Source organism: Shimia sp. MMG029 (genome assembly GCF_027947445.1).
Classification (GTDB): domain Bacteria; phylum Pseudomonadota; class Alphaproteobacteria; order Rhodobacterales; family Rhodobacteraceae; genus Shimia.
This window is the reverse complement of the sequence record NZ_JAQJIM010000001.1, coordinates 30,979-54,950: the sequence shown is the minus strand read 5'-3', so window position 1 is coordinate 54,950 and position 23,972 is coordinate 30,979. Positions and strand designations below refer to the sequence as shown.

Genomic DNA, 23,972 nt, shown 5'->3' with positions numbered 1-23,972 from the left:
CCAGGGATCACGGGAGGACCACGGTGCCAACGCAAAAGCTCTACGCAGGCGCAAAGCTGCGCGAAATTCGCACGCGACTGACGCTCACGCAGAAAGACTTCGCGCAGAAACTTGGCGTTTCCCTGCCCTATCTGAACCAGATGGAAAACAACAACCGGCCGGTCTCCACCACGGTTGTGCTCGCTCTGGCCCAGGAATTTGGCCTTGATGTCACCGAACTCAGCACCGGTGACAGCGAACGTCTGGTCTCTGACATGCGCGAAGCGCTGGCTGACCCGGTGCTGGCGGAAACCTCCGCGCCGCTGGCCGATTTGCGCCTTGCGGCCTCCAACGCCCCTGCCCTCGCCCGCGCCTTTCTGGAGCTGCATCGCGCCTACCGCCAGACCCACGAACGTCTCGCTTCTCTGGATGAGGCTCTGGGCCGTCAGGACGTGCAAACCCAATCGAGCCCTTGGGATGAAGTGCGCGATTTCTTTCACTATTGCGACAACTACATCGACGCAGTGGACCACGCCGCAGAACGTTTCGCCCAGCAAGCCATAGAGCACGGCGGCGTCCGCGCGGCGGCGCTGGCGTCTCTGCGCGAGGCTGGCATCGCTGTGTCCTTTACGGATGTGGATCACCTGCGCGCCTATGATGCAGACACCCAAAGACTGCAAATTTCGCGCTACGCCCAGCCAGAAACACAGACCTTCCAGCTTTTGTTGCAAGTTGCCCTCCTGCAAAACGGTCAACTGCTGGAAGCCACGCTGGACTTTGCCCGCTTCCAGAGTGACGCGGCCCGCGCCATCGCCAAGATCGGGCTCGCCAACTATTTTGCCGGTGCGGCACTTATGCCCTACAGCACTTTTCTGGATGCCGCGCGCGACACACGCCACGATCTCGAACTGCTTGCGAACCGCTTTGGCGCCTCCATCGAACAGGTCGCCCACCGGCTGTCCACGCTACAACGTCCCGGTAATAAGGGGATCCCATTCTTCTTTGTGCGCGTCGATCAGGCCGGCACCATCACCAAACGCCACTCCGCCACCCGCCTGCAATTTGCCCGCTTCGGCGGCGCATGCCCGCTCTGGAACGTCCACCGCGCCTTTGAAACGCCCGGCCACTTCCTGCGCCAGCTGGCTGAAACACCCGATGGCGTGCGCTACATCTCTTTGGCCCGTGACGTCTCTAAATCCGGCGGTCACTTCGGCGCGCCTGTGCGCCGCTACGCCATCGCATTGGGCTGCGAAATCCGCCACGCCGACGCGCTGGTCTATGCCGATCATATGGAACTGGACAACCCCCGCGCCTTTGAGCCCATCGGCATTTCCTGCCGCATCTGCGAGCGCACACATTGCCACCAACGCTCGGTGCCCCCACTCGAACGCCGCCTGACGATTGACGAAAACCGCCGAGATGTGTTGCCATATGATGTGGGGTAAACGCCCCGCGCCCGCACACACATCCGCTCATGCACCCGTGATCGATATTGCAACACAGTGACGCCTAAAGGCCAATTGTGACCCACCACACGTAGGCACAAAGCCTGCAACACCCTGAAATATATAAACTCCTATCGCTGCGCGCCATGTTTGAAAATTGTTCAATGGCGCGCCCACACATTTTCTTTGGCCCTTGTGAAATGACAGCGCACCGCCGCTGTGGTGCTTTGCCCCCACACAAACAACACCCCATTTTACAGACAAAGGGCCTCTCACATGTTCACCCGTTCCCTCCTCGGCGCAACCCTGCTCGCCACTACAACCCTCGCGGCACCCGCCTTTGCCCAAGACTGGTACGTCCAGGGATTTCTCGGATATTCCTATGCCGATGACGCAGAGCACTCCGGCAACATCGGCGGCAACACACAAAGCGTGCTCACCGACCTGGACGAAGATCTGAGCTACGGTGTCTCCGTTGGCCGCAACATCACCAGCTTTGGCAATGGCTTGTCGCTGCGCGGCGAAGTGGAGCTGTCCTACCGCTCAAATGACGTCAACGCAGTCGACTTCAGCGGCAATGGCGCAGGCAACGAGGCCAACCCAGGCGGCGATATTTCAGCCACCTACCTGTTGGGCAATCTGATTGTGGATGTGGAGACCAGCTCCAAGTTCACACCTTACTTTGGCGGCGGTCTTGGCGTGGGTTTCTTTGACCAGAACATTTCTTATGGCAATGGCGTGACCATTCGCGGCGATGACGAAGTCTTCACCGCCCAGCTGATCGCGGGCACGTCCTATGAAATCAATGATCAGGTCTCGCTGTTTGGCGATGTGCGCTACACGCGCGGCTTTGACGTCACCGGCACCCGCACTTCCCCGGCAGGCACAGCCACTGTGTCAGACGACCTGTCCAACACCTCCCTGAACCTGGGTGTGCGCTTCACGTTCTGATCCGCGCCCAGCTGCAAACGTGTTTCATGTGATGCGCCCTTAATTTGACATGAAACACGGGCTGCGCTCCGCCAGAGTCCCCTCCGGCGGAGCGCAATTGACTTGGTCCAAAAGACTCAGTTCGCTTTCAGATAGGCGTAGATCTCATCTTTCAGAGCGCCACGGCGCTTGCGCAGATCCACTTCTGCCAACTCTTCGCGCGGGGCCACGTTGGTTTCTGCAACGTGCACCTTACGGTTGATTTCGTGGTACTCCGCCGCCAGCTTGGCAAAATGAGAGTCGCTGACCTTCAAAGCACTCATTTTCTCGGCAAATTCTGGAAACTCTTCGGCCAGCTCGTGTGGGGTATTAGACATGCTGTTCGCTCCTTTTTTCGAAGTTCAACATGACTCTAACAACCAGAATCGGGGCCAACTTTGACCCCGATCAAATCCGCAAAACAAATGAAGCTTTAGCGCTGCGCTTCTTGCCACCCTGGGTGGAACCATGGCTCTGCATTCGAGGCAGCCAACCGGCGCCCCAGAATGTGATCAGAGGCCTTCTCTCCGGTCATGATGGATGGCCCATTCAGGTTGCCGTTGGTGATGCGCGGGAAGATGGAGCTGTCCGCGACCCGCAACCCATCGACGCCGATCACGCGGCACTCGCTGTCCACCACGGCCATCGGGTCATTGGCCGCGCCCATTTTGCATGTGCCACAAGGATGATAAGCGCTTTCCGCATGCTCACGAATGAAGCTGTCGATCTCATCATCGCTCTGCAACGCTGCCCCGGGCTGGATCTCATGCTTCACGTAAGGCTGCATCGCCTCCTGGGCAAAGATCTCACGTGTCAGGCGGATACAGGCGCGGAAATCTTCCCAATCCTGCTCGGTCGACATGTAGTTGAAGAAGATGTTCGGCGCATCCTTTGGATCCGCTGAGGACAATGTGACATGCCCCCGCGATGGCGAACGCATCGGCCCAACATGCGCCTGAAAGCCATGTCCTTCTGCCGCCGCCTGCCCATCATAACGCACCGCAATCGGCAAGAAATGATACTGGATATCCGGATAGGAAATACCCGCACGCGACCGAATAAACCCGGCCGTTTCAAATTGGTTGGACGCCCCAAGGCCCTTCTTGGTGAACAGCCACTGCGCCCCGATCAACCCCTTGCCAATCAAGTTCCAGTACTTAAACAGCGTAATCGGCTGTTTACAGGCCATCTGCAAATAAACCTCAAGGTGGTCCTGCAGGTTCTGCCCCACACCGGCGCGATCTGCGATCACCTCGATGCCATGCTCTGCCAGATGCGCCGCCGGGCCAATGCCAGAAAGCATCAACAGCTTTGGCGAATTGAGCGAACTGGCCGCAAGGATCACCTCGATATTGGCGCGGATCACCTCAACCTTGCCGCCGCGCTCAATCTCCACGCCCACGGCGCGGCCATGTTCCATCACAACTTTGCGCGCAAGCCCACGCACCAGATCACAGTTTTCCCGTTTCAGCGCAGGCTTAAGGTAAGCATTTGCCGCCGACCAACGCTGGCCTTTGTAAACAGTCATATCCATCGGGCCAAAGCCCTCTTGCTGTTGACCGTTATAGTCATCCGTCACCGGATACCCCGCCTGACGCCCCGCCTCTACAAAGGCCGCATGCAGCGGGTTGTTGCGTGGCCCGCGGCTGATGTGCAGCGGCCCATTGACCCCACGCCAATCCGGGTCCCCGCCCTGCCCACTCTCATGCCAGGTCTCCATGCGTTTGAAGTAGGGCAGCACATCTGCATAAGACCACCCATCCGCGCCACTTTCGGCCCAATGGTCATAGTCGCCCGCATGCCCACGCACATAGACCATACCATTGATGGAGCTGGAGCCCCCAATCACCTTGCCCCGCGGACACACCAGTTCGCGCCCTCCGAGGTGCGGCTCTGGCTGGGATTTATACCCCCAGTCATAAAGGCTCATGTTCATCGGATAGCTCAGCGCCGCAGGCATCTGAATGAACGGGCCAGCATCTGTCCCGCCATGCTCAATCACCAACACTGATTTCCCGGCTTCACTCAGACGATAGGCCATGGCGCAGCCCGCAGAGCCGGCCCCAACAATCACATAATCTGCCTGCATAGTCATTCTTCTCCGACAGAGGTCGCGCCAGCAAGGGCCGCAGTTAGTAAGGCGCTTCCACGTCGCCCATGCGCACGTAAACCGATTTCACCTGGCTGTAGTGATTGATCGCTTCTTTGCTGTTCTCCCGGCCAACGCCGCTGTTTTTCACCCCGCCAAACGGCGCTTCCACAGGGGCGTCATTGTAGGAGTTGATGAAACAGCTGCCCGCCTCCAGCTTGCCAATCACGCGGTGACCACGGGACAGATCAGAGGTGAACACCCCGGCTGACAGGCCAAATTCAGTGGCATTGGCGCGCGCAATCACCTCGTCTTCATCCTCAAAATCCAGAACCGACATCACAGGGCCAAAGATCTCTTCGCGCGCGATGGTCATATCGTCGGTGACATCGGCAAAGACAGTGGGTTCAAGGAAGAAGCCCTCGCGGTCCATCCGCTTGCCACCGCACACCAGCCGCGCGCCTTCTTCTTGGCCTTTTTGCATGTAGCCAAGCACGATATTCATCTGACGCTCAGACACCATCGGGCCAAAGCTTGTCGCTTCATCCAGCGGATCACCAATCACCGCCGTGCCCAGACGCTCTGCCAGACGGGCGAGAAACTTCTCTTTGATGCCCTTTTGCACAAACACCCGCGTCCCGTTGGAGCAGACCTGACCAGAGCTGTAGAAATTGCCCAAAATAGCCCCGCCCACAGCGTTCTCCACATCCGCATCATCAAAAATGATCAACGGAGATTTACCGCCAAGCTCCATGGTCACATGCTTCATATGGCTGGCAGCGGCAGCGTAGACCTTCTTGCCGGTGGGCACAGAGCCGGTCAGGCTCACCTTGTCCACGCGCGGATCATTGGCCAGCGCGCCACCCACTTCGCCCATGCCCTGAATGACATTGTAAACCCCCGCAGGCACTCCGGCCTCATGCAGGATTTCGGCAACCTTCAGGGCACACATCGGCGTGGTTTCAGATGGCTTGAACACCATCGCATTGCCGCACGCCAGCGCAGGTGCGCCCTTCCAGCAGGCAATCTGCGTTGGATAGTTCCAAGCCCCAATGCCCACACACACGCCCAGCGGTTCGCGCACGGTGTACACCCAGTCCTCCCCCAGCGGAATGTGCTCGCCAGTCAGGGTTGCGGCCATCCCACCAAAGTATTCCAGCGCATCCGCACCGCTGGTGGCATCCACCGCGATGGTTTCCTGATAGGGCTTGCCGGTGTCATAGGTTTCCAGCACTGAAAGCTCGTGATTGCGTTCCATGATCATCGCGGCTGCGCGTGTCATGATGCGGCCACGTTCGCGCCCAGTCATCGCCGCCCAAATCTTCTGCCCCGCTTTCGCGCTCTCCAGCGCCTGATCAATGATCGCCGGTGTTGCCGCATGCACCTTGCCAATCACCTCACCTGTTGCGGGGTAGACAATATCAATCTGCGCCCCTGCGGTGTCCTCCACATAGGCCCCGTTGATGAAATGGCTCGCGGTCGGTTGCAGCTGCATGGCTGGCTCCTTTGGTGGCGCACACACTCTCTGCGGCATGGCGCGGAATCTCGGTTGTGGGAGAGCCTAGCATCGGTTTTTTCATTTTTAAATGGTCATTTCATTTTTTTATCGAAACAACAACATTGTACCTGCGCGCCAGCACGCTAAAGTGGCGCAATGAGCAGAACACGCATCCGGGATATTCGACACGAAGAGCTGATCAACGCCACCATGACGGCGGTGCACAAACGTGGCTATGCCGTTGTCACCATGGCGGAAATCGCTGCCGAAGCGGGGGCATCTGCGGCGTCAATCAACTATTATTTCGGCTCCAAGGAAAAGCTGATGGAGGCCACGATGCGCCGCCTGCTCTCCCTGCTCAAAGATGCAATGCTGGAACGTTACGCCACCGCAAAAACACCCCATGATCGGCTCATGGCGGTGATTGACGCGAACTTCTCTGACCGGCTTTACACCAATGAGCAATGCTCCATGTGGATGCAGTTTTGGGCCAACGCCCCCTATGCCCCTGCCTTGCAGCGGCTGCATCGCATCAACCGCGCCCGCGTGACGGCACATTTCCGTGCTGAATTGCGCGCACTGGTTCCAGATGCACGACGGGAAACCATGCGTGAAGCGTTGCAATGCTATATGGATGGGGTCTGGCTAGAAGCCGCCCAAACAGAGACACCGCTGGACCCGGCTCAGGCCCGCAAAGAGGCGCGTGAAGTGACCAACCTGATGTTGCGCTCCCACGCTTGAACATAAAACAGCAAGGGCCGCGCGTCCGCCGCACAGCCCCAAACACTCTGCTCAAAACCTCATTCCCCGCGCGGGAACCGCTGGTTTTCTTCCACCACATTCAGATCCATGTGATTGCGCATGTACCGCTCAGAGGCTTTCTGCAGCGGTTGATAGTCCCACGGATAATAACCGCCCTCGCGCAATGCCTCATAAACCACCCAGCGCCGCGCCTGACTTTCCCGTACCGCCGCATCAAACGCCGCCAGATCCCAGCGCGCCTCCGATTTGGCGCGCAATGTCTGCAGCGTGCCCTGATGTTCGGCAACCTCGGCCAGATTGGTCAGCTCATGCGGATCGGCCTCCAGATCAAACAACTGATCGGGGTCGAGCGCACAGCGGTTGTATTTCCACTTGCCATAGCGCAGTGACACCATCGGCGCATAAGAGGCTTCCGCCGCATATTCCATCGCCACCGGCGTGTCCCGCGTGCCGCCTTGCCCCAGATGCACAAGGCTCTCCCCCGTGGTCCAGGGCATGACCTCCTCCATGCTCACCCCCGCCAGATCACACAGCGTCGGGCAGACGTCGATATTGCTCACCGGCGTAGTCACAAGCCCCGGCGTCATATTGGGCGCCGCCACCATCATCGGCACCCGGCTTGAGCCTTCATAAAAGCTCATCTTGAACCAAAGCCCGCGCGCGCCCAGCATATCGCCGTGGTCACTCACAAACAGAATTATGGCCTCCTGACGGGTCGCCTCCAACGCCTCCATCACCTCGCCAATCTTGTCATCCAGATAGCTGATATTGGCAAAATAGGCCCGACGGGAGCGGCGCACATCCTCCTCCGTAATGTCAAAACTGCGCCAGTCGTTGGCATCAAAAATCCGCTTGGAATGCGCATCCTGTTCCTCATAAGGGATCGGCCCCACCTCCGGCAAAAGATGCGCGCAATCCTCATAGAGATCCCAATATTTCTTGCGCGCCACATAGGGGTCATGCGGGTGGGTGAAACTGACCGTCAGACACCAGGGCCGTTCATCATGCCCCCGCGCCAGATCATAGACCTTACGCGTCGCGTGATAGGCCACTTCGTCATCATATTCCATCTGGTTGGAAATTTCCGCGACACCCGCGCCCGTGACGCTGCCCATATTGTGATACCACCACTCAATCCGCTCCCCGGGCTTGCGATAATCCGGCGTCCAGCCAAAATCCGGCGGATAGATGTCTGTGGTCAGACGCTCTTCAAAGCCGTGCAACTGATCGGGGCCAACAAAATGCATCTTGCCAGACAGACAGGTCTGATACCCCGCCCGGCGCAGGTGATGCGCGTATGTGGGGATAGAGGAGGCAAATTCCGCCGCATTGTCATAAACCCGCGTGTCGCTGGGGAGTTGCCCCGTCATAAAGCTGGCCCGCCCCGGCGCGCACAGCGGGCTGGCGGTATAGGCGTTCTGAAATCGGGTGGAGCGCGCCGCCAGTTTTTTCAGGTTCGGCGCATGCAGCCACTCCGCAGGCCCATCGGGAAACAACGTCCCATTGAGCTGGTCCACCATAAAAATCAAAATATTGGGGCGGGACATGGGCGGCTCCTCCTGCGGCTCTGTTTGCGTGACCCTAGGCGCGGCCCATCTGGCAACGCAATCTCAAAGACGACACCGCCATGTCGCAGCCTGCGGCTGCTCACATCTTGGTCTGCCCCACCAAAGGCGTGATCTGACGCCGTTTGATCACCGCCTCACGCCAGGTGATGAAGCTGATCGCCCCGATGATCACCAGCGCCCCCACCAGCACCCAAACATCCGGTTCCTCGCCAAAGGCCAGCCACCCCAGCAGCACCGCCCAGACCATCTGCAAAAAGCTCACCGGCTGGGTCACCGTCACCGGCGCCGCCTTAAACGCCAGCGTCATGGTGTAGTGGCCCGCAGTGGCAAAACACGCCACGACAAACAGGATCACCAGCTCTTCAAAGGTGGGCGTCACCCAGACCGACAACGCCAGCGGCGCAAGCCCGATGGTGACCGTGACAGACAACATGCCGACCACCACGGTGGGACTCACCTCTTCGCTCAGCTTCTTGGCAATCAGATAGCCACCGGCAAAGCCCAACGCGGTGAACAGCATGGCAAAATGCCCGGGGCTCAACTCGCGAAATCCGGGCCGCAGAATGATCGCCACGCCAATGAGTGCCACAATCACAGCACCAATCCGGCGAAACGCCAGCTTTTCCCCCAGAAACAGCGCAGCCCCCAGCGTCACATAGACCGGCGACAGGTAGTTCATCGCCGTCACCTCCGCGACCGGGATCCGCGCCATGGCAAAAAACCAAGCGACCACCGCGCCGGTGTGCAAAACCCCTCTCAGCGTGAACAGCCCCATCTGTCGGCGGCTCAGCTTGGCCGCCAAAATGGGCCGGATCATCGGGATCAGGAACACGACGCCCAGCGCATAGCGCAGAAAAGCGGTTTCTGAGGCCGGCAGCCGCGTGCCCACCAGCTTCACCAATGCCGTCACTGCCACAAAGCACAGCCCTGTGACCAACATCCAAAACACGCCTTTCAGTGGCGCGTGTGCGCTTGTCTCTGTCATCCGGCCACATAGACACGCCGCGCTCACAAAGTCGAGATAGCAAACAGGTTAAGCTTCAAAACTCTGTCATCACCCAAGCCGTCCCCTTGCGCCGCGCAGCCCAACCCCACACCTTCGGCGCGACGACCACAGGCCAGACACCCCATTGTTTACCAAATATTGGGAGGACAAAGCCTAAAACAAACCCGCAATTACAGGTGATTATTTTATGCGGTCTCTCTTCCCCCTGCGCCCTGCGGTGCGCCTTTCCCTGAAACGGGGCCTGATTGCAGCCTCTATTGTCGGCCCGCTTCTGACGCTGATCAACCAATGGTCAGCGCTGTTTGACGGCGCGCCTTTTGATCCCTTTGCGGCCTGCCTTACAGCGGTGATCCCCTTCTGTGTCAGCAGCCTGTCCACCTATCTGGCTCAGCCAAAGCCCACCCCAGCTGCCGAACCGGTCACCGACAGCCCACCAGAGCCAGAAATCCGCACCGTGATCGAGGAGCGCCCGATCTATCCAGACGGGCTACAGGACGCCAGCGCGCGGGTTGAAACCATTCGCAGCAATGCCACCAACGTGAACCGCAGCTCGCGCGAGCGCGTGACCTTCATCGCCAATCTGATCTCTCAGGCCGAACACCTCGGCACTGTCTTTGACACGCTGTGTGACGGCGCAAACCGCTCCGCTGCGAAAGCCGCAGAAGTCGGCCACTCGGTCAATGAGGTCACACAGCAGGTTGACGGCTTTCTCGACCTGACAAGCGACACCACGCAACAAATCGCCCATGTCGCCGCACCCGTTAAAAAGATCGAAACCTCCCTGGCAGAGGTCAGCAACGCATCAGAGGCCATCCGCGGTCTGGCTGACCGCATCCGCCTCCTGGCGCTGAATTCCGGCATCGAAGCAGCCCGCGCCGGGGCACAGGGCAGCGGCTTTGCCATCATTGCCGGTGAAGTGCGCGAACTTGCCGATATGGCAGAGGCGGACATCACCCGCATTCTGGCCCGCATGGAAGAATTGCAACAGGCGCAGACCGATCTGTCCGCCACAGTCAGCAAAGTGGCACGCGCCGCCGAGCAAAGCCTTGAGCGCGGCGAAACCTGCCGCTCCATGACCCGCTCCATTCAGGACAGCATCGACGGTCTGGTCGCCAATATAACCGCCGACAGCGATGAAACACGCCGCCAACTGCCGCTCTATTCCGAGATTGTCTCCGAAATCCGCAGCATCAAGGACAACACACAAGCCGCCGTGCAGGGCTCGCAGAAAAACATCGAACTCTGCGGCGAGGCGCTCACCCTGCTAGCAATTCCGCAAGACGCGGCGGATCGGATCAGGGCAGCGGGATAAACTCCTCGGTGTCGCCCGGCGGCAGCTGAAAGCGCCCGTGCGCCCAATCGCCTGCGGCCCAATCTGCCTTCGCGGCCGCGATCTTCTCTTTGCTGGAGCTGACAAAATTCCAGGAGATATAGCGCGGCCCGTTCATCGTCGCCCCGCCCAGCGCCATCAAGCGCGCGCCCTGCGGCCCGGCGGTCACGGTGATGGCATCTCCGGGGCGAAACACCATCATCTGCCCCGGTTCAAACACATCCCCCGCGATCTCCACCGCGCCCTCAACCACATAGAGCCCGCGATCCTCGTGATTGTCCGGCATCGGCAGCTTGGCACCGGGTTGCAGCACCACATCGGCATAAAACGTCTCTGACAGCATCGTCACCGGGGCCCGCGCGCCCCAGGCATCGCCAAGGATCAGCCGCACCTCTTTGCCTTCGCCTTCCAGAAACGGCAGCGCCTCCTTACCGTGGTGCTCAAACATCGCCGGATCATCTTCGCGGTCCTCAGGCAGGGCAATCCAGGTCTGGATGCCAAACAGGGAACTCGGCGATTGCCGCGTCATCTCACTGGTGCGCTCTGAATGGGTCACGCCATTCCCGGCCACCATCCAGTTCACCTCTCCGGGGTAAATCATCTGATGGGTGCCCAGACTGTCGCGGTGCTCAAATTCCCCGCGATAGAGGTAGGTCACCGTACCCAAACCGATATGGGGATGCGGACGCACATCAATACCCTGCCCGGTCAGAAACTCCGCCGGCCCCATCTCATCAAAGAAAATAAAGGGCCCCACCATTTGTCGCCTTGGCGCAGGCAGGGCACGACGCACCGAAAATCCACCCAGATCGCGCGCGCGGGGAATGATGACGGTTTCAATGCTGTCCAGCGTTGCAGCATCAGGGCAAGAAGGCTCAAGGGCCGGGTTCCAACTCATGGCGGGGTCTCCTCAGACAACAGCTGCCACAAACCTAGCGGCAAACATCTGCTCTTCAAACCGCGACCCGCGCACAGTCTCTGTGCAGCCCTTTACATCCCAAACACCAGCTTGGCGGCAATCGCCCACATGGTCAGCCCCACCAGCACATCCAGCACCTGCCAGGCACGGGGATTGGTGAACAAAGGCCGCAACAGGCGCGCGCCAAAGCCCAGCATGAAGAAAAACGTAAAACTCGCGACTACAGCCCCGATGCCAAAGGCCCAGGCCGGTGTGTATTGCGCCGAAATCCCTCCAAGCAGCACCACCGTGTCCAGATACACATGCGGATTGGCCCAGGTCAGCAACAGGCAGGTTGTCACCGCCGCCCCAAGGCTGCCAACTGTGCGCCCCTTCTCGTCAAGCGCCTCTCCTCCTGTCATCGCCGCGCGAAAATTCATCGCGCCATAGACAAACAGAAAGGCTGCTCCCGCATAGCGCACCAAATCCAGCGCCCAAGGGTTCGATGCAATCAGCACCCCAAAGCCCGCCACGCCAAGCGTGATCAGGATCGCATCCGACAGCGCACAGGTCAGCACGAGCGGCAGCACATATTCCCCGCGCAGCCCCTGCCGCAGCACAAAGGCATTCTGCGCCCCAATCGCCATGATCAGCGAAAACCCAAGCGCAAATCCCGCAACTGCGGGGCCAATGATTCCTGCGTCACCCATCTGTCGTCCGTCTCCATATCTCGCGTCACCTTGTGCATTGACTATGGGGCATGACAAAATTACTCAAATTAAAATATCTGCTTTATCATTAGGATTGCTAATGCAACTGGATTACGCTCATCTCACCGCCCTCGCCGCAATCCTGCGCAGCGGCAGTTTCGAAGCCGCCGCCGCCGATCTGGGCGTCACCCAATCGGCAATTTCCCAGCGCCTCAAAACACTGGAGGAACGCGTGGGCATGCCTCTGGTTCTGCGCGGCAGCCCCTGCCGGGGCACCGAAACCGGCCGCCGACTGGCGGCGCATCTCGATCAGGTCGGCCTGCTCGAAGGCGCATTGGCCCGCGATCTGAAAGCGCTCTCCCCGCGCAGCGCCCGCCTGCGCATCGCCGTGACCGCCGACAGCCTCTCCACATGGTTCCTCACCGCCGCGGCCCAAGTGCCCGATCTGCTGTTTGATCTTGTTGTGGATGATCAGGATTTCTCCGCTGACTGGCTGCGCCGGGGCGAAGTGGTCGCCGCCGTCACCGCCCATGAGGCCCCGATTGCGGGCTGCGACAGCACCCCGCTCGGGGCCATGCGCTACGTCGCCACCGCCAGCCCTGCCTATATCGCGCGCCATTTTCCGTCTGGCGTCACGGCAGAAGCGATTGCCACCGCGCCCGTCCTGATCTTCGATGAAAAGGACCGCCTGCAACACATCTGGATGGCGCAAAACATCGGCGTCAGTCCAACACCGCCCAGCCACCGCCTGCCCTCTTCCACCGGCTTTGTCGAAGCCTGCCTGCTTGGCCTTGGCTGGGGCATGAACCCAGAGCCGTTGATCCGCCCGCACCTAGACAGCGGCGCGCTCCGCCCCCTGATCGCAGACACCACCTATGACACGCCGCTGTTCTGGCAATCCAGCCGCCTGCTCGCCTCCGCCCTCGCCCCACTCACACAGGCTGTGCGCCGCGTCGCCAGCCAGCAGCTCATTTCGGCAAAGTCCGCCCAAAAATAGATCTGCATAAAATCGCCAACCAGCGCGTTGTTGTCATGAGGCCAGCAAAACCCGCCCACCTCATCCGACCCTGTCACGCAGACACCAACGCGAAGGAACTTATGATGCGCTTAGACAAAAACACCTTGCTCGCAACCGTCACCGCCACCGCAGCCATGCTTGCGTCCGCCATGATGGCCACAGCAGGCGACGCCCCACAGATCACTGCCACTGCCGAAGCCACGATCATCAACAACGCGGGGGCGCAGATCGGCACCGCCAACTTCATGCAGGGTCCACGCGGCATTCTGATGTCCCTCTCCGTGCAGGGCCTGCCGCCGGGCAAACATGGCATGCACTTCCATGCGGTTGGTGACTGCGCCCCGCTCGACACCTTCAAAGGCGCCCATGGTCACATCATGCCCGGTGACCTGCCCCACGGCTTCTTTCACGCTGATGGCCCACACGCGGGCAATCTGCCCAACCTTATTGTCGGCCCAGATGGCACCGCCGAGGTGGAACTCTACACCAACCTGCTGATGCTCGATCAGGGCGCGGGCAAAGTGCTGGATGAAGACGGCTCCACTTTGGTCATTCACGCCAACCCGGACGACCACTTCACTCAGCCCATCGGCGGCTCCGGCGGGCGCATCGCCTGTGGCGTCATCACTGCACGCTGACCTCCCGCAAACAGAAAAGGCCCGCAGCACATGCCGCGGGCCTCTTTAAGTCATCAGCTGCGCAATCGCTTACAGCTGCTCCATCACCTCGTCAGAGGCTTCAAAGTTTGCGGTGACGCGCTGTACGTCATCGTCATCTTCCAGCGCATCAATCAGCTTCATCAGCTTCTGCATGCCTTCCAGATCCATCTCGGTGGTGGTGGTGGGCTTCCAGACAAGCTTGGTGCTGTCAGATTCGCCCAGCGCCGCTTCCAGCGCATTGGACACCTCGTTCAGATCCGTGTCTTCACACCAGATGATATGACCATCCTCAGAGCTTTCCACATCCTCGGCACCCGCTTCGATGGCCGCTTCAAACACTGCATCCGCATCACCCACAGTGGCCGGGTAGGTCACCTCACCCTTGCGGTCAAACATGAAGCCAACAGAGCCGGTTTCGCCCAGGTTGCCGCCATTTTTGGAGAAGGTCGAGCGCACGGTAGAGGCGGTCCGGTTGCGGTTGTCGGTCATCGCCTCAACGATCACCGCCACACCATTGGGGCCGTAGCCCTCATAGCGGATTTCTTCATAATCGTCCCCGTCACCAGCAACGGATTTCTTGATCGCGCGTTCGATCACATCCTTTGGCACGGACTGGCTCTTGGCTTCTTTCACAGCCAGACGCAGACGTGGGTTTTTCTCAGGATCCGGGTCGCCCATTTTTGCGGCAACGGTGATCTCTTTGGAAAGTTTGGAAAACAGCTTGGAGCGCGCGGCGTCCTGACGCCCTTTGCGGTGCTGAATGTTTGCCCATTTACTATGGCCGGCCATGGTTCGCCTCCGGGTCTGTTATGGCAGATGTTCTGTATCAGGGGCCTCTATACGTCAGAGCAGCCAAAATCCGCAAGCGGCTTGCGTTTCTCAGCTCCCTGCGGTTGAGATATCTGCATCACATTGACCACAGGCGCTTTTCATGACCACCGATCAGATCATCCTCTTTGCCCTCTTTGGCGGCGTTTTTGTCATGCTGCTTTGGGGGCGGTTTCGCTATGATCTGGTGGCCTTCACCGCTCTGCTGCTGGGTGTCGTGCTTGGCGTTATCCCCACCAAAGACGCGTTTTCAGGCTTCGGTCACCCCGCCACACTGATTGTGGCGCTTGTGCTGATCGTTTCAGCAGGGCTCGTGCGCTCCGGCGCGGTGTTTCTCATCACCCGCACGTTGGTTGACAGCGCCCGCAAGTTAGGCAGCCACATTGCCATCATCGGCGCCATCGGCGCGGTGCTCTCAGCCTTCATGAACAATGTCGCAGCCCTTGCCCTGCTGATGCCGGTGGACATCCAAACCGCGCGCAAGGCGGGCCGCAGCCCCGCAAAATCGCTCATGCCCCTGTCCTTTGCCACCATCCTTGGCGGCATGGCCACGCTCATCGGCACGCCGCCCAACATCATCATTGCGTCCATTCGAGAGGATGCTCTTGGTGCGCCCTTCAAGATGTTTGATTTCGCCCCTGTCGGGGGTATCACCGCCATCGCGGGCCTGCTGTTTGTCGCCCTCATCGGCTGGCGCCTGATCCCCGATCGCGAAGACGCGGGCAAAAAGGTCTCCGACCTTGGCCAATACATCGCCGAACTCACCATCCCCGCAGACAGCAAACTCATCGGCAAACGCTTGGCCGAGTTTGAGCCAAACGCCGAAGATGCCGATGTACAAATCCTCGGTCTCATGCGCGGCGGCAAACGGATGTATGGCACCGCGCGCAACAATGTGCTGCGCGAAGGCGACGCATTGGTGCTCGAGGCAAGCCCCGACGCGCTGGATGAATTCCGCGCCGCCCTGTCACTGAATTTCTCCGATGAAAAACGCGAAGAACAGCTCAACGCGGCTGGCGAAGGTCTCGACATCATCGAGGTGGTGGTGCCGGAAACCGCCCGCATCGCAGGCAAAACCGCTGCCGCCCTCGGCCTTGCGTGGCGACAGGGGGCGGTGCTCATGGGCATCTCCCGCGAAGGCCGCCGCATCCGCAGCCAGATCCGCAAAACCGTGGTGCAACCCGGCGACATCCTGCTGATCCTCGTCCACAAGGATCGCGGCCCCGACGTTACTGATTGGTTGGGCTGCCTGCCGCTGGCTGACCGCGGGCTTGTGGTCACCGCCAACAGCAAGATGTGGCTCGCCATCGGCCTTTTTGTTGGCGCGGTCGCCGCCGCCTCATTCGGTCTGATCTACCTGCCCATCGCATTGGGGCTTGTCGTCGTGGCCTATGTGATCGCCAAGATCGTGCCGATCTCGGAGCTTTATGATCACGTCGAATGGCCTGTGGTCGTGCTGTTGGGCTCGATGATCCCGCTTGGGGCCGCGTTGGACAGCTCGGGCGGCACCGCTCTGATCGCTAACAGCCTTGTCAGCCTCACCGCCGGTCTGCCCGCTTGGGCCGTGCTGACGGTCTTGATGCTTGTGACCATGACGCTGTCTGATGTGCTCAACAACACCGCCACCACCATCGTCGCCGCCCCGGTCGGCATTCAGATGGCACAGGCATTGGGTGTTTCCGCTGATCCTTTCCTGATGGCGGTGGCCGTGGCGGCCTCCTCAGCCTTCCTCACCCCCATCGGGCACAAGAACAACACGCTGATCCTCGGCCCCGGCGGCTATAGCTTTGGTGACTACTGGCGCATGGGTCTGCCCTTGGAGATTTTGGTAGTCGCCGTATCCATCCCCGCCATTCTGGTGTTCTGGCCGCTGTAACCCAAACGCCCGGCAAAGCCGGGCCGCGCCCGACCCTCCCCACGGGAGGGCGCATTGCCAACGGCGCGCCACAAAGCCACGCGCGTTTTAGGTAGAAAGCACCCGCAGGTTTCTTTCGTCTTACATCCGCCCACCCAGGGTCAGGCGCGCCCCTCCGTTGCGCCCAGCACCGCACGTTGCCTTCACCTTTCGCGCCGCCCCCAAAATCGCACCTACGCAATACCGACGGGATACCGACGCAAAACAGCCCCCGAAAACCATGGTTAACGAGGGCTGTTGCGTGTGGCGAAATTTTTCGCTTTTAGCCGTACGTCGACACCTCAGTGCCGGCCAGCGCCGCGATGTTCAGCAGGCCGCGCACCGTGATGGAGGGTGTCACAATATGCGCCCGGTTGCCCATGCCCATCAGGATCGGCCCCACTTCCAGACCATCAGCCACAGACTTCAGAATGTTGCGGGTCGCGCCCGCCGCATCGGTGTTGGAGTAAACCAGCACATTGGCTTTGCCATTAAGCCGCCCACCGGGGAACAGACGCTCCCGCAGCTCTGGATCCAGCGCTGCATCAGTGTGCATTTCTCCTTCATATTCAAAGTCATGCTCGGTTTGGTCCAGCACATCCAGCGCCCCGCGCATCACCCGGCCAGAATGACTGTCGAGGTTGCCAAACTGACTCCCCGAACAAAGCGCAATCTTCGGATCCACCCCAAAGCGTCGCACGTGCCGCGCTGCTGCCACAACCGTTTGCGCAACCTGATCGGCGGTCGGTTCGATGTGAATATGGGTGTCCGCAAGGAACAAAGGCCCCTTGTCCAGAAGGATCAAAGACAAAGACCCGATTGGGTTCAACTCTTTGTTTTTCAACACTTCTGTCACATAGCGCAGGTGCCAGCGATACTCCCCAAAGGTGCCACAGATCATGCTGTCCGCGTCTCCACGGTCCACCGCAATCGCCGCAATCGCCGTGTTGTTCGTGCGCAGGATCGCCCGCGCACTGTCCGGGCTCACCCCTTGGCGACGCAACTTGGCGTGGTAGGTCGTCCAGTAGTCACGATAGCGCTCATCCTGCTCAGGGTTGATGAGCTCAAAATCCACACCAGGTTTGATTTTTAGTCCAGCTTTTTCAAGACGTTGGCACACAACCTCGGGACGGCCAATCAACACCGGAGTATCCACGGTTTCTTCCAGCATGGTTTGCGCTGTGCGCAGTACCCGCTCATCCTCGCCTTCTGCAAAGATGATGCGGCGGCGAGACATGCTGGCCGCTTCATAAACAGGGCGCATGATCATCGAGGAGCGGAACACCTGTGCCTGCAGCTTGTCTTCATAAGCGTGCAGATCCAGATCCTTGGTCGCCACACCAGACTCAATCGCGGCACGAGCCACAGCCACCGCAATCGTCGGCAGCAGACGTGGATCAAATGGTTTTGGGATCAGGTAGTTAGGGCCGAATGTCAGGGTCTCCCCTTGATAGGCAACCCCCACTTCCGCGCTCGTGGTTTCTCGTGCGAGACCGGCAATCGCCTCCACACAGGCGAGCTTCATTGCGTCATTGATTTCCGTCGCACCAGCGTCCAGCGCCCCCCGGAAGATGAAGGGGAAGCAGAGCACGTTGTTGACCTGGTTCGGGTAGTCCGACCGCCCAGTGGCAATCAGCGCCCCAGGCGCCGCCGCACGGGCTTCCTCCGGCATGATTTCAGGCGTTGGGTTGGCCAGCGCAAAGATGATCGGATTGTCCGCCATCTGCTCAACCATCTCTTTGGTCAACAAGCCCGGCCCGGACACGCCTAGGAACAGATCCGCCCCTTCCATGGCTTCCATTGTTGTCCGCTTTTCAGTGGCTTGCGCAAATTCGGCCTTCTCTTGAGTCAGGTCGTTACGCTGTTTGTGCACCACGCCTTTGCTGTCCAGCATCAGAATGTTCTCATGCTGCACACCCATGGTCATCAGCATCTTGAGGCAAGCGATCCCCGCCGCCCCCGCGCCCAGCGCCACAACCTTGATGTCTTCAACGTTTTTCTTGGCAACAATCAAGGCGTTGTAGGCCGCAGCCGCAGCCACGATCGCGGTACCATGCTGATCGTCATGGAACACCGGAATGTTCATCCGTTCTTTGCAAAGACGCTCAACAAGGAAGCAATCAGGGGCCTTGATGTCCTCAAGGTTCACCGCGCCAAAGGTCGGCTCCAGACGGCACACCAGATCGGCAAGTTTTTCCGGATCCGGCTCGTTTACCTCAATGTCAAAACAGTCTATCCCGGCGAATTTCTTGAACAGAACCGCCTTACCTTCCATCACCGGCTTACTGGCCTGTGCGCCAATATTGCCAAGGCCCAAGACGGCCGTACCATTCGAAATCACCGCAACAAGATTGCCCTTGGACGTGTAACGCGTTGCATCCGAAGGGTTCTTTTCAATCTCAAGGCAAGCTTCTGCCACACCTGGGCTATAGGCCAGACTCAGATCACGCCCCGTCGCCATGGGTTTGGTTGCGCGAATTTCCAGTTTACCGGGCTTTGGAAACTCGTGATACTTCAGCGCTGCCTCACGGGCGCGATCATGGTCTTTTGTATTTGTCATTTCTTGTCTCCCAAGTCCCCTCGCGCGGCTGACCGCCGCCCCATCAATCCGGCCATTTCCAGCATACGGTTGGAAAAGCCCCATTCGTTATCGTACCAGCCGAAGACGCGCAGCAACCCGCCTACGGAAACACTGGTTTCTCGCTCACTCACAATCAGGGATTCTGGCCGCGCCCGCAGGTCGGTGGAGACCAACGGCGTACGCGTCCACCCTAAAATACCATTCTTTTCAGCCTCTTGCCGCAGCAAAGCGTTCACAGCGCCAGCTGTCACAGCCCGCTCCGTCTGTATTGTCAGATCAATCGCGGACACGCTGGCGGTCGGCACACGGATCGCCCGCGCTTCGACCCGCCCCTTCAAATGCGGAAGCACGCGATCAATCATGCGCTGTGCCGAAGTGGTCGTTGGCACCATAGACAAAGCCGCCGCACGGCTACGCGCAAGATCACCGCGGGGCTTATCCACCGTCGGCTGGCTTCCTGTGTAACAATGCACTGTGGTCATGTGGCCAGAAATCAGCCCATATTCCGCATCCAGCACCCGCATCAAGGGAGCCAGCGCATTGGTGGTGCAGGAGGCGTTAGAAACGATCACTTGATCCTGCAAATCGGCATCATTGGCACCAAGCACAACAGTCACGTCCGCCTCATCTGACGGACCAGAGATCAACACCGCCTGCGCGCCAGCGGCCAGCCCCCGCTCGGCGATTGCGCGGGTGCCTGCCATACCGGTACACTCCAACACCACATCAACGGAGCTCAGATCCAGCGTACTCAGATCACTTTGCGCGTGAAACGAGATAGGTTGTCCATCAACCACCAACGCGCTGTCGTGAACCTCAACCGTGCCGCGATAAGCGCCGTAGACGCTATCATATTCGAACAGATAAGCGCAGGTTTCCAGCGGCTCGATATCGTTGATCCCGACAATTTCAATATCGCGATGCTGGCCATCTGACAGAATACGCAACAAGGTGCGGCCAATACGGCCAAACCCATTGATAAAAATGCGGGTGCGATCTGCGGTCATGCTTTGGTCCTGCGAGTCCTTGAAACGCCAATTGACCGAGTTTGCCCCCCAATTGCCACCCCTAAAAATGCACAAAAGCGACATGGCCGTGCGCGTTAACGCTACCAGCAGGGCGCACGGACATCATCACCCCATACGCACTTTTAACGCAGCTTCATGTGGCGGTTGACATCTTTGTAGAGCAGATAGCGGAATTTGCCGGGGCCACCCGCGTAACACGCCTGCGGACAGAAGGCGCGCAGCCACATATAATCACCGGCCTCGACCTCTACCCAATCCTGATTGAGCTTATAAACGGCTTTGCCTTCAAGCACATAGAGCCCATGTTCCATCACATGTGTCTCAAGAAATGGGATCACGCCCCCCGGCTCAAAGGTCACGATATTGACGTGCATGTCATGGCGCATGTCGTCGGGGTCCACAAACCGTGTGGTGCCCCAGGCGCCATCGGTATCTGGCATGTGCCGAATGGGCGTGTCGGCATCGCTGGTTACAAAGGCCTCTGGCGCGTCGATCCCGTCAACCGCTTCATAAAGCTTGCGAATCCAGTGGAACTTGGCGTTTTTCTCTGACCGATTGATCAAACGCCAGTCACATCCGGCCGGAAGATAGGCATAGCCGCCTTCAGACAACGTATGATCTGTGCCCTCAATGGACAGAGACACCTCGCCTTCCACCACGAACACAACGCCCTGTGCGCCTGCCTCAAGTTCAGGTTTGTCGCTGCCGCCGCCGGGTGCAACGTCCACGATATAATGCGAAAACGTCTCACTGAAACCTGACATCGGGCGAGCAATAACCCACACCCGTGTGTCCCGCCAAAACGGCAGATTGGAGGTGACAATATCTGTCAACGTGCCTTTTGGGATGACAGCAAAACTCTCGGTGAACATTGCGCGATCCGTCAGCAACTGTGTCTGCGGCGGCAACCCTCCTTGCGGAGCAAAATACGGCGCTTTGGTCATGACAACCCTCCAAAGTTGGTCTTGCCCGCATCATCACCAAACTCATCCACGAGGCCAATGGACAAGGATGGCATCCAGAGCTGAAGGACTGTTGCGCTTTTCTTGAAAATGGCGCGTGTGCAACACGGGGTTCGGAGATATCACTCAAACGGTTCAATCAACTCCGGTCCTGAAGCGCGGTTTGAATTCACCGCCCGATCCACCTGATGAAAGGACAAGAGATCCTCAGCCGCAGACTTCATCAAAGTCGCGGCACCGTGTCCCTTTTCGCCAAGCCAAAGCCCCCAATCCTCTTCATCAATGACCACCGGCATACGATGATGGATTTGGGACATGGACTCATTGGCAGATGTGGTGACAACCGCACAGGTCGCGATGCGCTCTCCCTCGGCACCCCACTCCTGCCACACACCCGCCAGGGCCAAAGTCTCTGAACCATGAATGTACCAAGGCCAGCGTGTGCCGTCGGAATCCTTCGTCCATTCATAAAACCCTGTCACCGGGATCAAGCAGCGCCGCTCTCGGCAAGCCGTTCGAAAGGCAGGTTTTTCTGCGATGGTTTCAGCCCGCGCATTGATCAGCAACGGGCCGTCATTGGGCGCTTTGTACCAACTCGGCAGAAATCCCCACCGCATGGAGACCAGCTTGCGCCCCGCATCAGCACCTCCCAAAACCACATGGATCTGCGTGGTGGGACAGACATTGTAGTTTGGCACCTGCGGCAGGTTGTTTGCCGGGGATGCAGCGAACATCTGCGCCATGGCGTCATTTGGCAGGGTAACCGCCACACGCCCACACATCAGCGATGGGCCTTTCGTGCCATCTCAATCCGCGCTTCCATCATGGACATGTCCTTCATGATGTCACGCCGCTTTGTGCGGTCGCCCGTTTCGCGCAACTGCTCCCGCAGCTTGGCCAGCTCACGGGACAGTGACACAAACTCAGGCACGCCACCGCTTTCTTTCACGAGCCGGTTGATCAGAGCATTTTCGGGATCTTCTTCCTTCGGCAAAGGCTTTCCCGCCCCTTCCAGATTGTCAAATTCGCCAGCCTCCTCAGCTTCGCGAATTTTCTGATTGATCAGATCGATCAGCGGATGATCCATAACGCCCTCAAAGCAAAACCCCCGCCAGTTTCCCGGCGGGGGTCAGAAACGTCAAGCAATCAGGCGCTTACTTTTTGCTGATACGGCCATCCAGAGCCGCCGCGCCCGCGCCATTCTTGGCCAGATACTCTGCGGTCACATCGGCGAGGTCCGGGCCATAGTCATAGGCGTTTTCAGCGTCGCGGAACATTTTGTAGCCATCGCCGCCGTTGCGCACATAATTATTGGACACAACGCCATATACCTTGGCGAGATCAATCGGCGCGTCGCCAACCATCACGTCGCTGATACGGCTGCCTGCGTCTGCAGCGGCATCAAAGCTGAAGGTCATGCCCGCAACCTGTGGGAAACGGCCTGCGCCATCTTCGATTTGGCTCACACCATTTTCCAGCGCCGCCACAATGGTTTCACCGGTCACTTGGAAAGTGGACAGCGTGTTCTGGAAGGGCAGCACCGTGAGCACCTCCCCCATGGTCACTTCGCCCGCGTCGATGGACGCCCGCAAACCGCCACCGTTTTGGATCGCTATTTCAACGCCTTGGTCTTTCACACGATCCAGCATCGCGCCTGCAACGAGGTTGCCCATGGCGCACTCGCCTGCCCGGCAGGATCCACGGTCGCCATCAATCGCCGCGTCGGTCGAAGCGACAACACGAGACTTCATCTCTTCGATTGGGCCAGCCAGCTCTGCCACGCGCGCCACGATGTCCTGATCTTCCGCCACAGAGGCGTCGAGCAAAATGGTGTCACCGGTTGCAGCGGTCACATTGCCCGCATCGTCAAAGGTCAGCGTCAGGTGGCCAACATATTTGGAATAGGCATAGGCCTGTACCACCGGCACGTTGCCGACCATGGTTGGATAAGCCATCGCGCCTTCTTCGGTGTTGGAGAATTTGGTGTGAGAATGCCCACCCACAACCGCATCCACGCCAGACACCGCGCCTGCAATCTCCATATCTTTATTCACGCCCACGTGGTTCAGCGCGATGATCTTGGTCACGCCTTCTGCGGTCAGCGCATCCACATCTGCCTGCAGGGCTTCAATCTCGTCCTGGAAGATCACTGCTTCGCCGGGGCTTGAGGTTTCAGCGGTGTCCGTGGCCAGCGCGGAAATGATAGCAACCTTTTCACCGCCAACGTCCAGCACCACGTGGTTGGTCACTTTGCCCGCAAGCGCACCGGATTGAGAGACATCAAGGTTGCCAGAAATCACCGGGAAAGACACGCCCTCGACCAGTTTAAGCAGCCCTTCGGGACCATCGTCAAACTCGTGGTTGCCGACGGCCATGGCGTCAAAACCGATCTTCTCCATCATCTCGATTTCCACGTCACCTTTGTAGGTCGTGTACATCAAAGAGCCCTGGTACTGGTCGCCTGCGTCCAGAACCACAAGGTTCTGACCAGCCAATTCCTCGCGCAGTTCAGCAATCTTGGTCGCCACACGGGCATAGCCGCCAAAGCATTTGCCCTCTGCATTGTCCTCAGCCTTGCAGGTCGAGTCATACTTGTTGATCGGCTCAATACGGCTGTGCAGATCGTTGATGTGAACAATGTGCAAAGTGTAGTCGGCGGCTGCCATACCAGCGGTTACGGCGAGCGCTGCGGCCCCTGTCATCAAACGCGCGATCATGGAGAATCCCTTCTCATTTTTACCATTCAAT

At 59.1% G+C, this 23,972-nt stretch carries 21 protein-coding genes; 7 read left to right on the top strand and 14 right to left on the bottom strand.

The window, feature by feature from the left end:
* Positions 1 to 23 precede the first annotated feature (23 nt).
* Positions 24 to 1,424: a helix-turn-helix domain-containing protein gene (locus tag PJL69_RS00290; protein ID WP_209097674.1), complete on the top strand. Its 1,401-nt coding sequence runs from the start codon at positions 24 to 26 to the stop codon at positions 1,422 to 1,424.
* Between the two features lie 276 nt (positions 1,425 to 1,700).
* Positions 1,701 to 2,375 carry an outer membrane protein gene (locus PJL69_RS00285; RefSeq protein ID WP_209097675.1) on the top strand — a complete coding sequence of 225 codons (675 nt, stop codon included), beginning with the start codon at positions 1,701 to 1,703 and terminating at the stop codon, positions 2,373 to 2,375.
* A gap of 116 nt (positions 2,376 to 2,491) precedes the next feature.
* Here PJL69_RS00285 and PJL69_RS00280 read toward each other — a convergent pair whose 3' ends face one another.
* The 3 genes from PJL69_RS00280 to betB form a co-directional block, all read right to left on the bottom strand.
* The gene (locus tag PJL69_RS00280) at positions 2,492 to 2,731 is read right to left on the bottom strand and encodes a YdcH family protein (RefSeq protein WP_271307886.1); all 240 of its coding nucleotides are present in this window, start codon (positions 2,729 to 2,731) and stop codon (positions 2,492 to 2,494) included.
* 95 nt (positions 2,732 to 2,826) lie between these two features.
* Positions 2,827 to 4,482: a choline dehydrogenase gene (gene betA / locus PJL69_RS00275; protein WP_271307885.1), complete on the bottom strand. Its 1,656-nt coding sequence runs from the start codon at positions 4,480 to 4,482 to the stop codon at positions 2,827 to 2,829.
* Between the two features lie 43 nt (positions 4,483 to 4,525).
* Positions 4,526 to 5,977: a betaine-aldehyde dehydrogenase gene (betB, locus tag PJL69_RS00270; RefSeq protein WP_271307884.1), complete on the bottom strand. Its 1,452-nt coding sequence runs from the start codon at positions 5,975 to 5,977 to the stop codon at positions 4,526 to 4,528.
* 159 nt (positions 5,978 to 6,136) lie between these two features.
* Here betB and betI point away from each other — a divergent pair, with 159 nt between their 5' ends.
* Positions 6,137 to 6,721 (top strand): choline-binding transcriptional repressor BetI, encoded by a 585-nt coding sequence (gene betI / locus PJL69_RS00265; protein WP_209097679.1) that lies wholly within the window; start codon positions 6,137 to 6,139, stop codon positions 6,719 to 6,721.
* A gap of 59 nt (positions 6,722 to 6,780) precedes the next feature.
* Here betI and betC read toward each other — a convergent pair whose 3' ends face one another.
* Positions 6,781 to 8,289 (bottom strand): choline-sulfatase, encoded by a 1,509-nt coding sequence (gene betC, locus PJL69_RS00260; protein WP_271307883.1) that lies wholly within the window; start codon positions 8,287 to 8,289, stop codon positions 6,781 to 6,783.
* A gap of 100 nt (positions 8,290 to 8,389) precedes the next feature.
* Positions 8,390 to 9,295 (bottom strand): DMT family transporter, encoded by a 906-nt coding sequence (locus PJL69_RS00255; protein WP_209097681.1) that lies wholly within the window; start codon positions 9,293 to 9,295, stop codon positions 8,390 to 8,392.
* 208 nt (positions 9,296 to 9,503) lie between these two features.
* Here PJL69_RS00255 and PJL69_RS00250 point away from each other — a divergent pair, with 208 nt between their 5' ends.
* Positions 9,504 to 10,628 carry a methyl-accepting chemotaxis protein gene (locus PJL69_RS00250; protein WP_271307882.1) on the top strand — a complete coding sequence of 375 codons (1,125 nt, stop codon included), beginning with the start codon at positions 9,504 to 9,506 and terminating at the stop codon, positions 10,626 to 10,628.
* Here the strand turns inward: PJL69_RS00250 and PJL69_RS00245 are convergent.
* Entirely contained in the window at positions 10,612 to 11,544 is a 933-nt protein-coding gene (locus PJL69_RS00245) for a pirin family protein (protein WP_271307881.1), read from the bottom strand. The genes PJL69_RS00250 and PJL69_RS00245 overlap by 17 nt on opposite strands.
* Before the next feature lie 92 nt (positions 11,545 to 11,636).
* Positions 11,637 to 12,254, bottom strand: a complete 618-nt coding sequence (locus PJL69_RS00240; RefSeq protein WP_271307880.1) for a LysE/ArgO family amino acid transporter — start codon at positions 12,252 to 12,254, stop codon at positions 11,637 to 11,639.
* 100 nt (positions 12,255 to 12,354) lie between these two features.
* Between PJL69_RS00240 and PJL69_RS00235 the strand changes: the two genes are divergently transcribed.
* Complete coding sequence (locus tag PJL69_RS00235; protein WP_271307879.1) at positions 12,355 to 13,251, top strand: LysR family transcriptional regulator ArgP; 897 nt, start codon at positions 12,355 to 12,357, stop codon at positions 13,249 to 13,251.
* Between the two features lie 104 nt (positions 13,252 to 13,355).
* Positions 13,356 to 13,910 carry a superoxide dismutase family protein gene (locus PJL69_RS00230; RefSeq protein ID WP_271307878.1) on the top strand — a complete coding sequence of 185 codons (555 nt, stop codon included), beginning with the start codon at positions 13,356 to 13,358 and terminating at the stop codon, positions 13,908 to 13,910.
* Between the two features lie 69 nt (positions 13,911 to 13,979).
* On the opposite strand, the gene PJL69_RS00225 is transcribed toward PJL69_RS00230, so the two are convergent.
* Positions 13,980 to 14,720 (bottom strand): YebC/PmpR family DNA-binding transcriptional regulator, encoded by a 741-nt coding sequence (locus PJL69_RS00225; RefSeq protein WP_271307877.1) that lies wholly within the window; start codon positions 14,718 to 14,720, stop codon positions 13,980 to 13,982.
* Positions 14,721 to 14,862: 142 nt separating this feature from the next.
* Here PJL69_RS00225 and PJL69_RS00220 point away from each other — a divergent pair, with 142 nt between their 5' ends.
* A complete protein-coding gene (locus tag PJL69_RS00220; protein WP_271307876.1) occupies positions 14,863 to 16,635 on the top strand; it encodes an SLC13 family permease in 1,773 nt (590 codons plus the stop codon).
* A gap of 301 nt (positions 16,636 to 16,936) precedes the next feature.
* Here PJL69_RS00220 and PJL69_RS00215 read toward each other — a convergent pair whose 3' ends face one another.
* From PJL69_RS00215 to PJL69_RS00190, 6 genes are all read right to left on the bottom strand, one after another.
* A complete protein-coding gene (locus tag PJL69_RS00215; RefSeq protein WP_271307875.1) occupies positions 16,937 to 19,213 on the bottom strand; it encodes an NADP-dependent malic enzyme in 2,277 nt (758 codons plus the stop codon).
* A complete protein-coding gene (locus PJL69_RS00210; protein ID WP_271307874.1) occupies positions 19,210 to 20,241 on the bottom strand; it encodes a type I glyceraldehyde-3-phosphate dehydrogenase in 1,032 nt (343 codons plus the stop codon). Before PJL69_RS00210 ends, PJL69_RS00215 begins: the two co-directional genes overlap by 4 nt.
* A 143-nt stretch (positions 20,242 to 20,384) precedes the next feature.
* Positions 20,385 to 21,206: a bifunctional allantoicase/(S)-ureidoglycine aminohydrolase gene (locus PJL69_RS00205; RefSeq protein ID WP_271307873.1), complete on the bottom strand. Its 822-nt coding sequence runs from the start codon at positions 21,204 to 21,206 to the stop codon at positions 20,385 to 20,387.
* Between the two features lie 140 nt (positions 21,207 to 21,346).
* Positions 21,347 to 22,006 (bottom strand): SOS response-associated peptidase, encoded by a 660-nt coding sequence (locus PJL69_RS00200; protein ID WP_271307872.1) that lies wholly within the window; start codon positions 22,004 to 22,006, stop codon positions 21,347 to 21,349.
* Entirely contained in the window at positions 22,006 to 22,311 is a 306-nt protein-coding gene (locus PJL69_RS00195; RefSeq protein ID WP_271307871.1) for a J-domain-containing protein, read from the bottom strand. The genes PJL69_RS00200 and PJL69_RS00195 overlap by 1 nt, the downstream gene beginning before the upstream one ends.
* Positions 22,312 to 22,378: 67 nt before the next feature.
* A complete protein-coding gene (locus PJL69_RS00190) occupies positions 22,379 to 23,941 on the bottom strand; it encodes a bifunctional metallophosphatase/5'-nucleotidase (RefSeq protein WP_271307870.1) in 1,563 nt (520 codons plus the stop codon).
* Positions 23,942 to 23,972 lie beyond the last annotated feature (31 nt).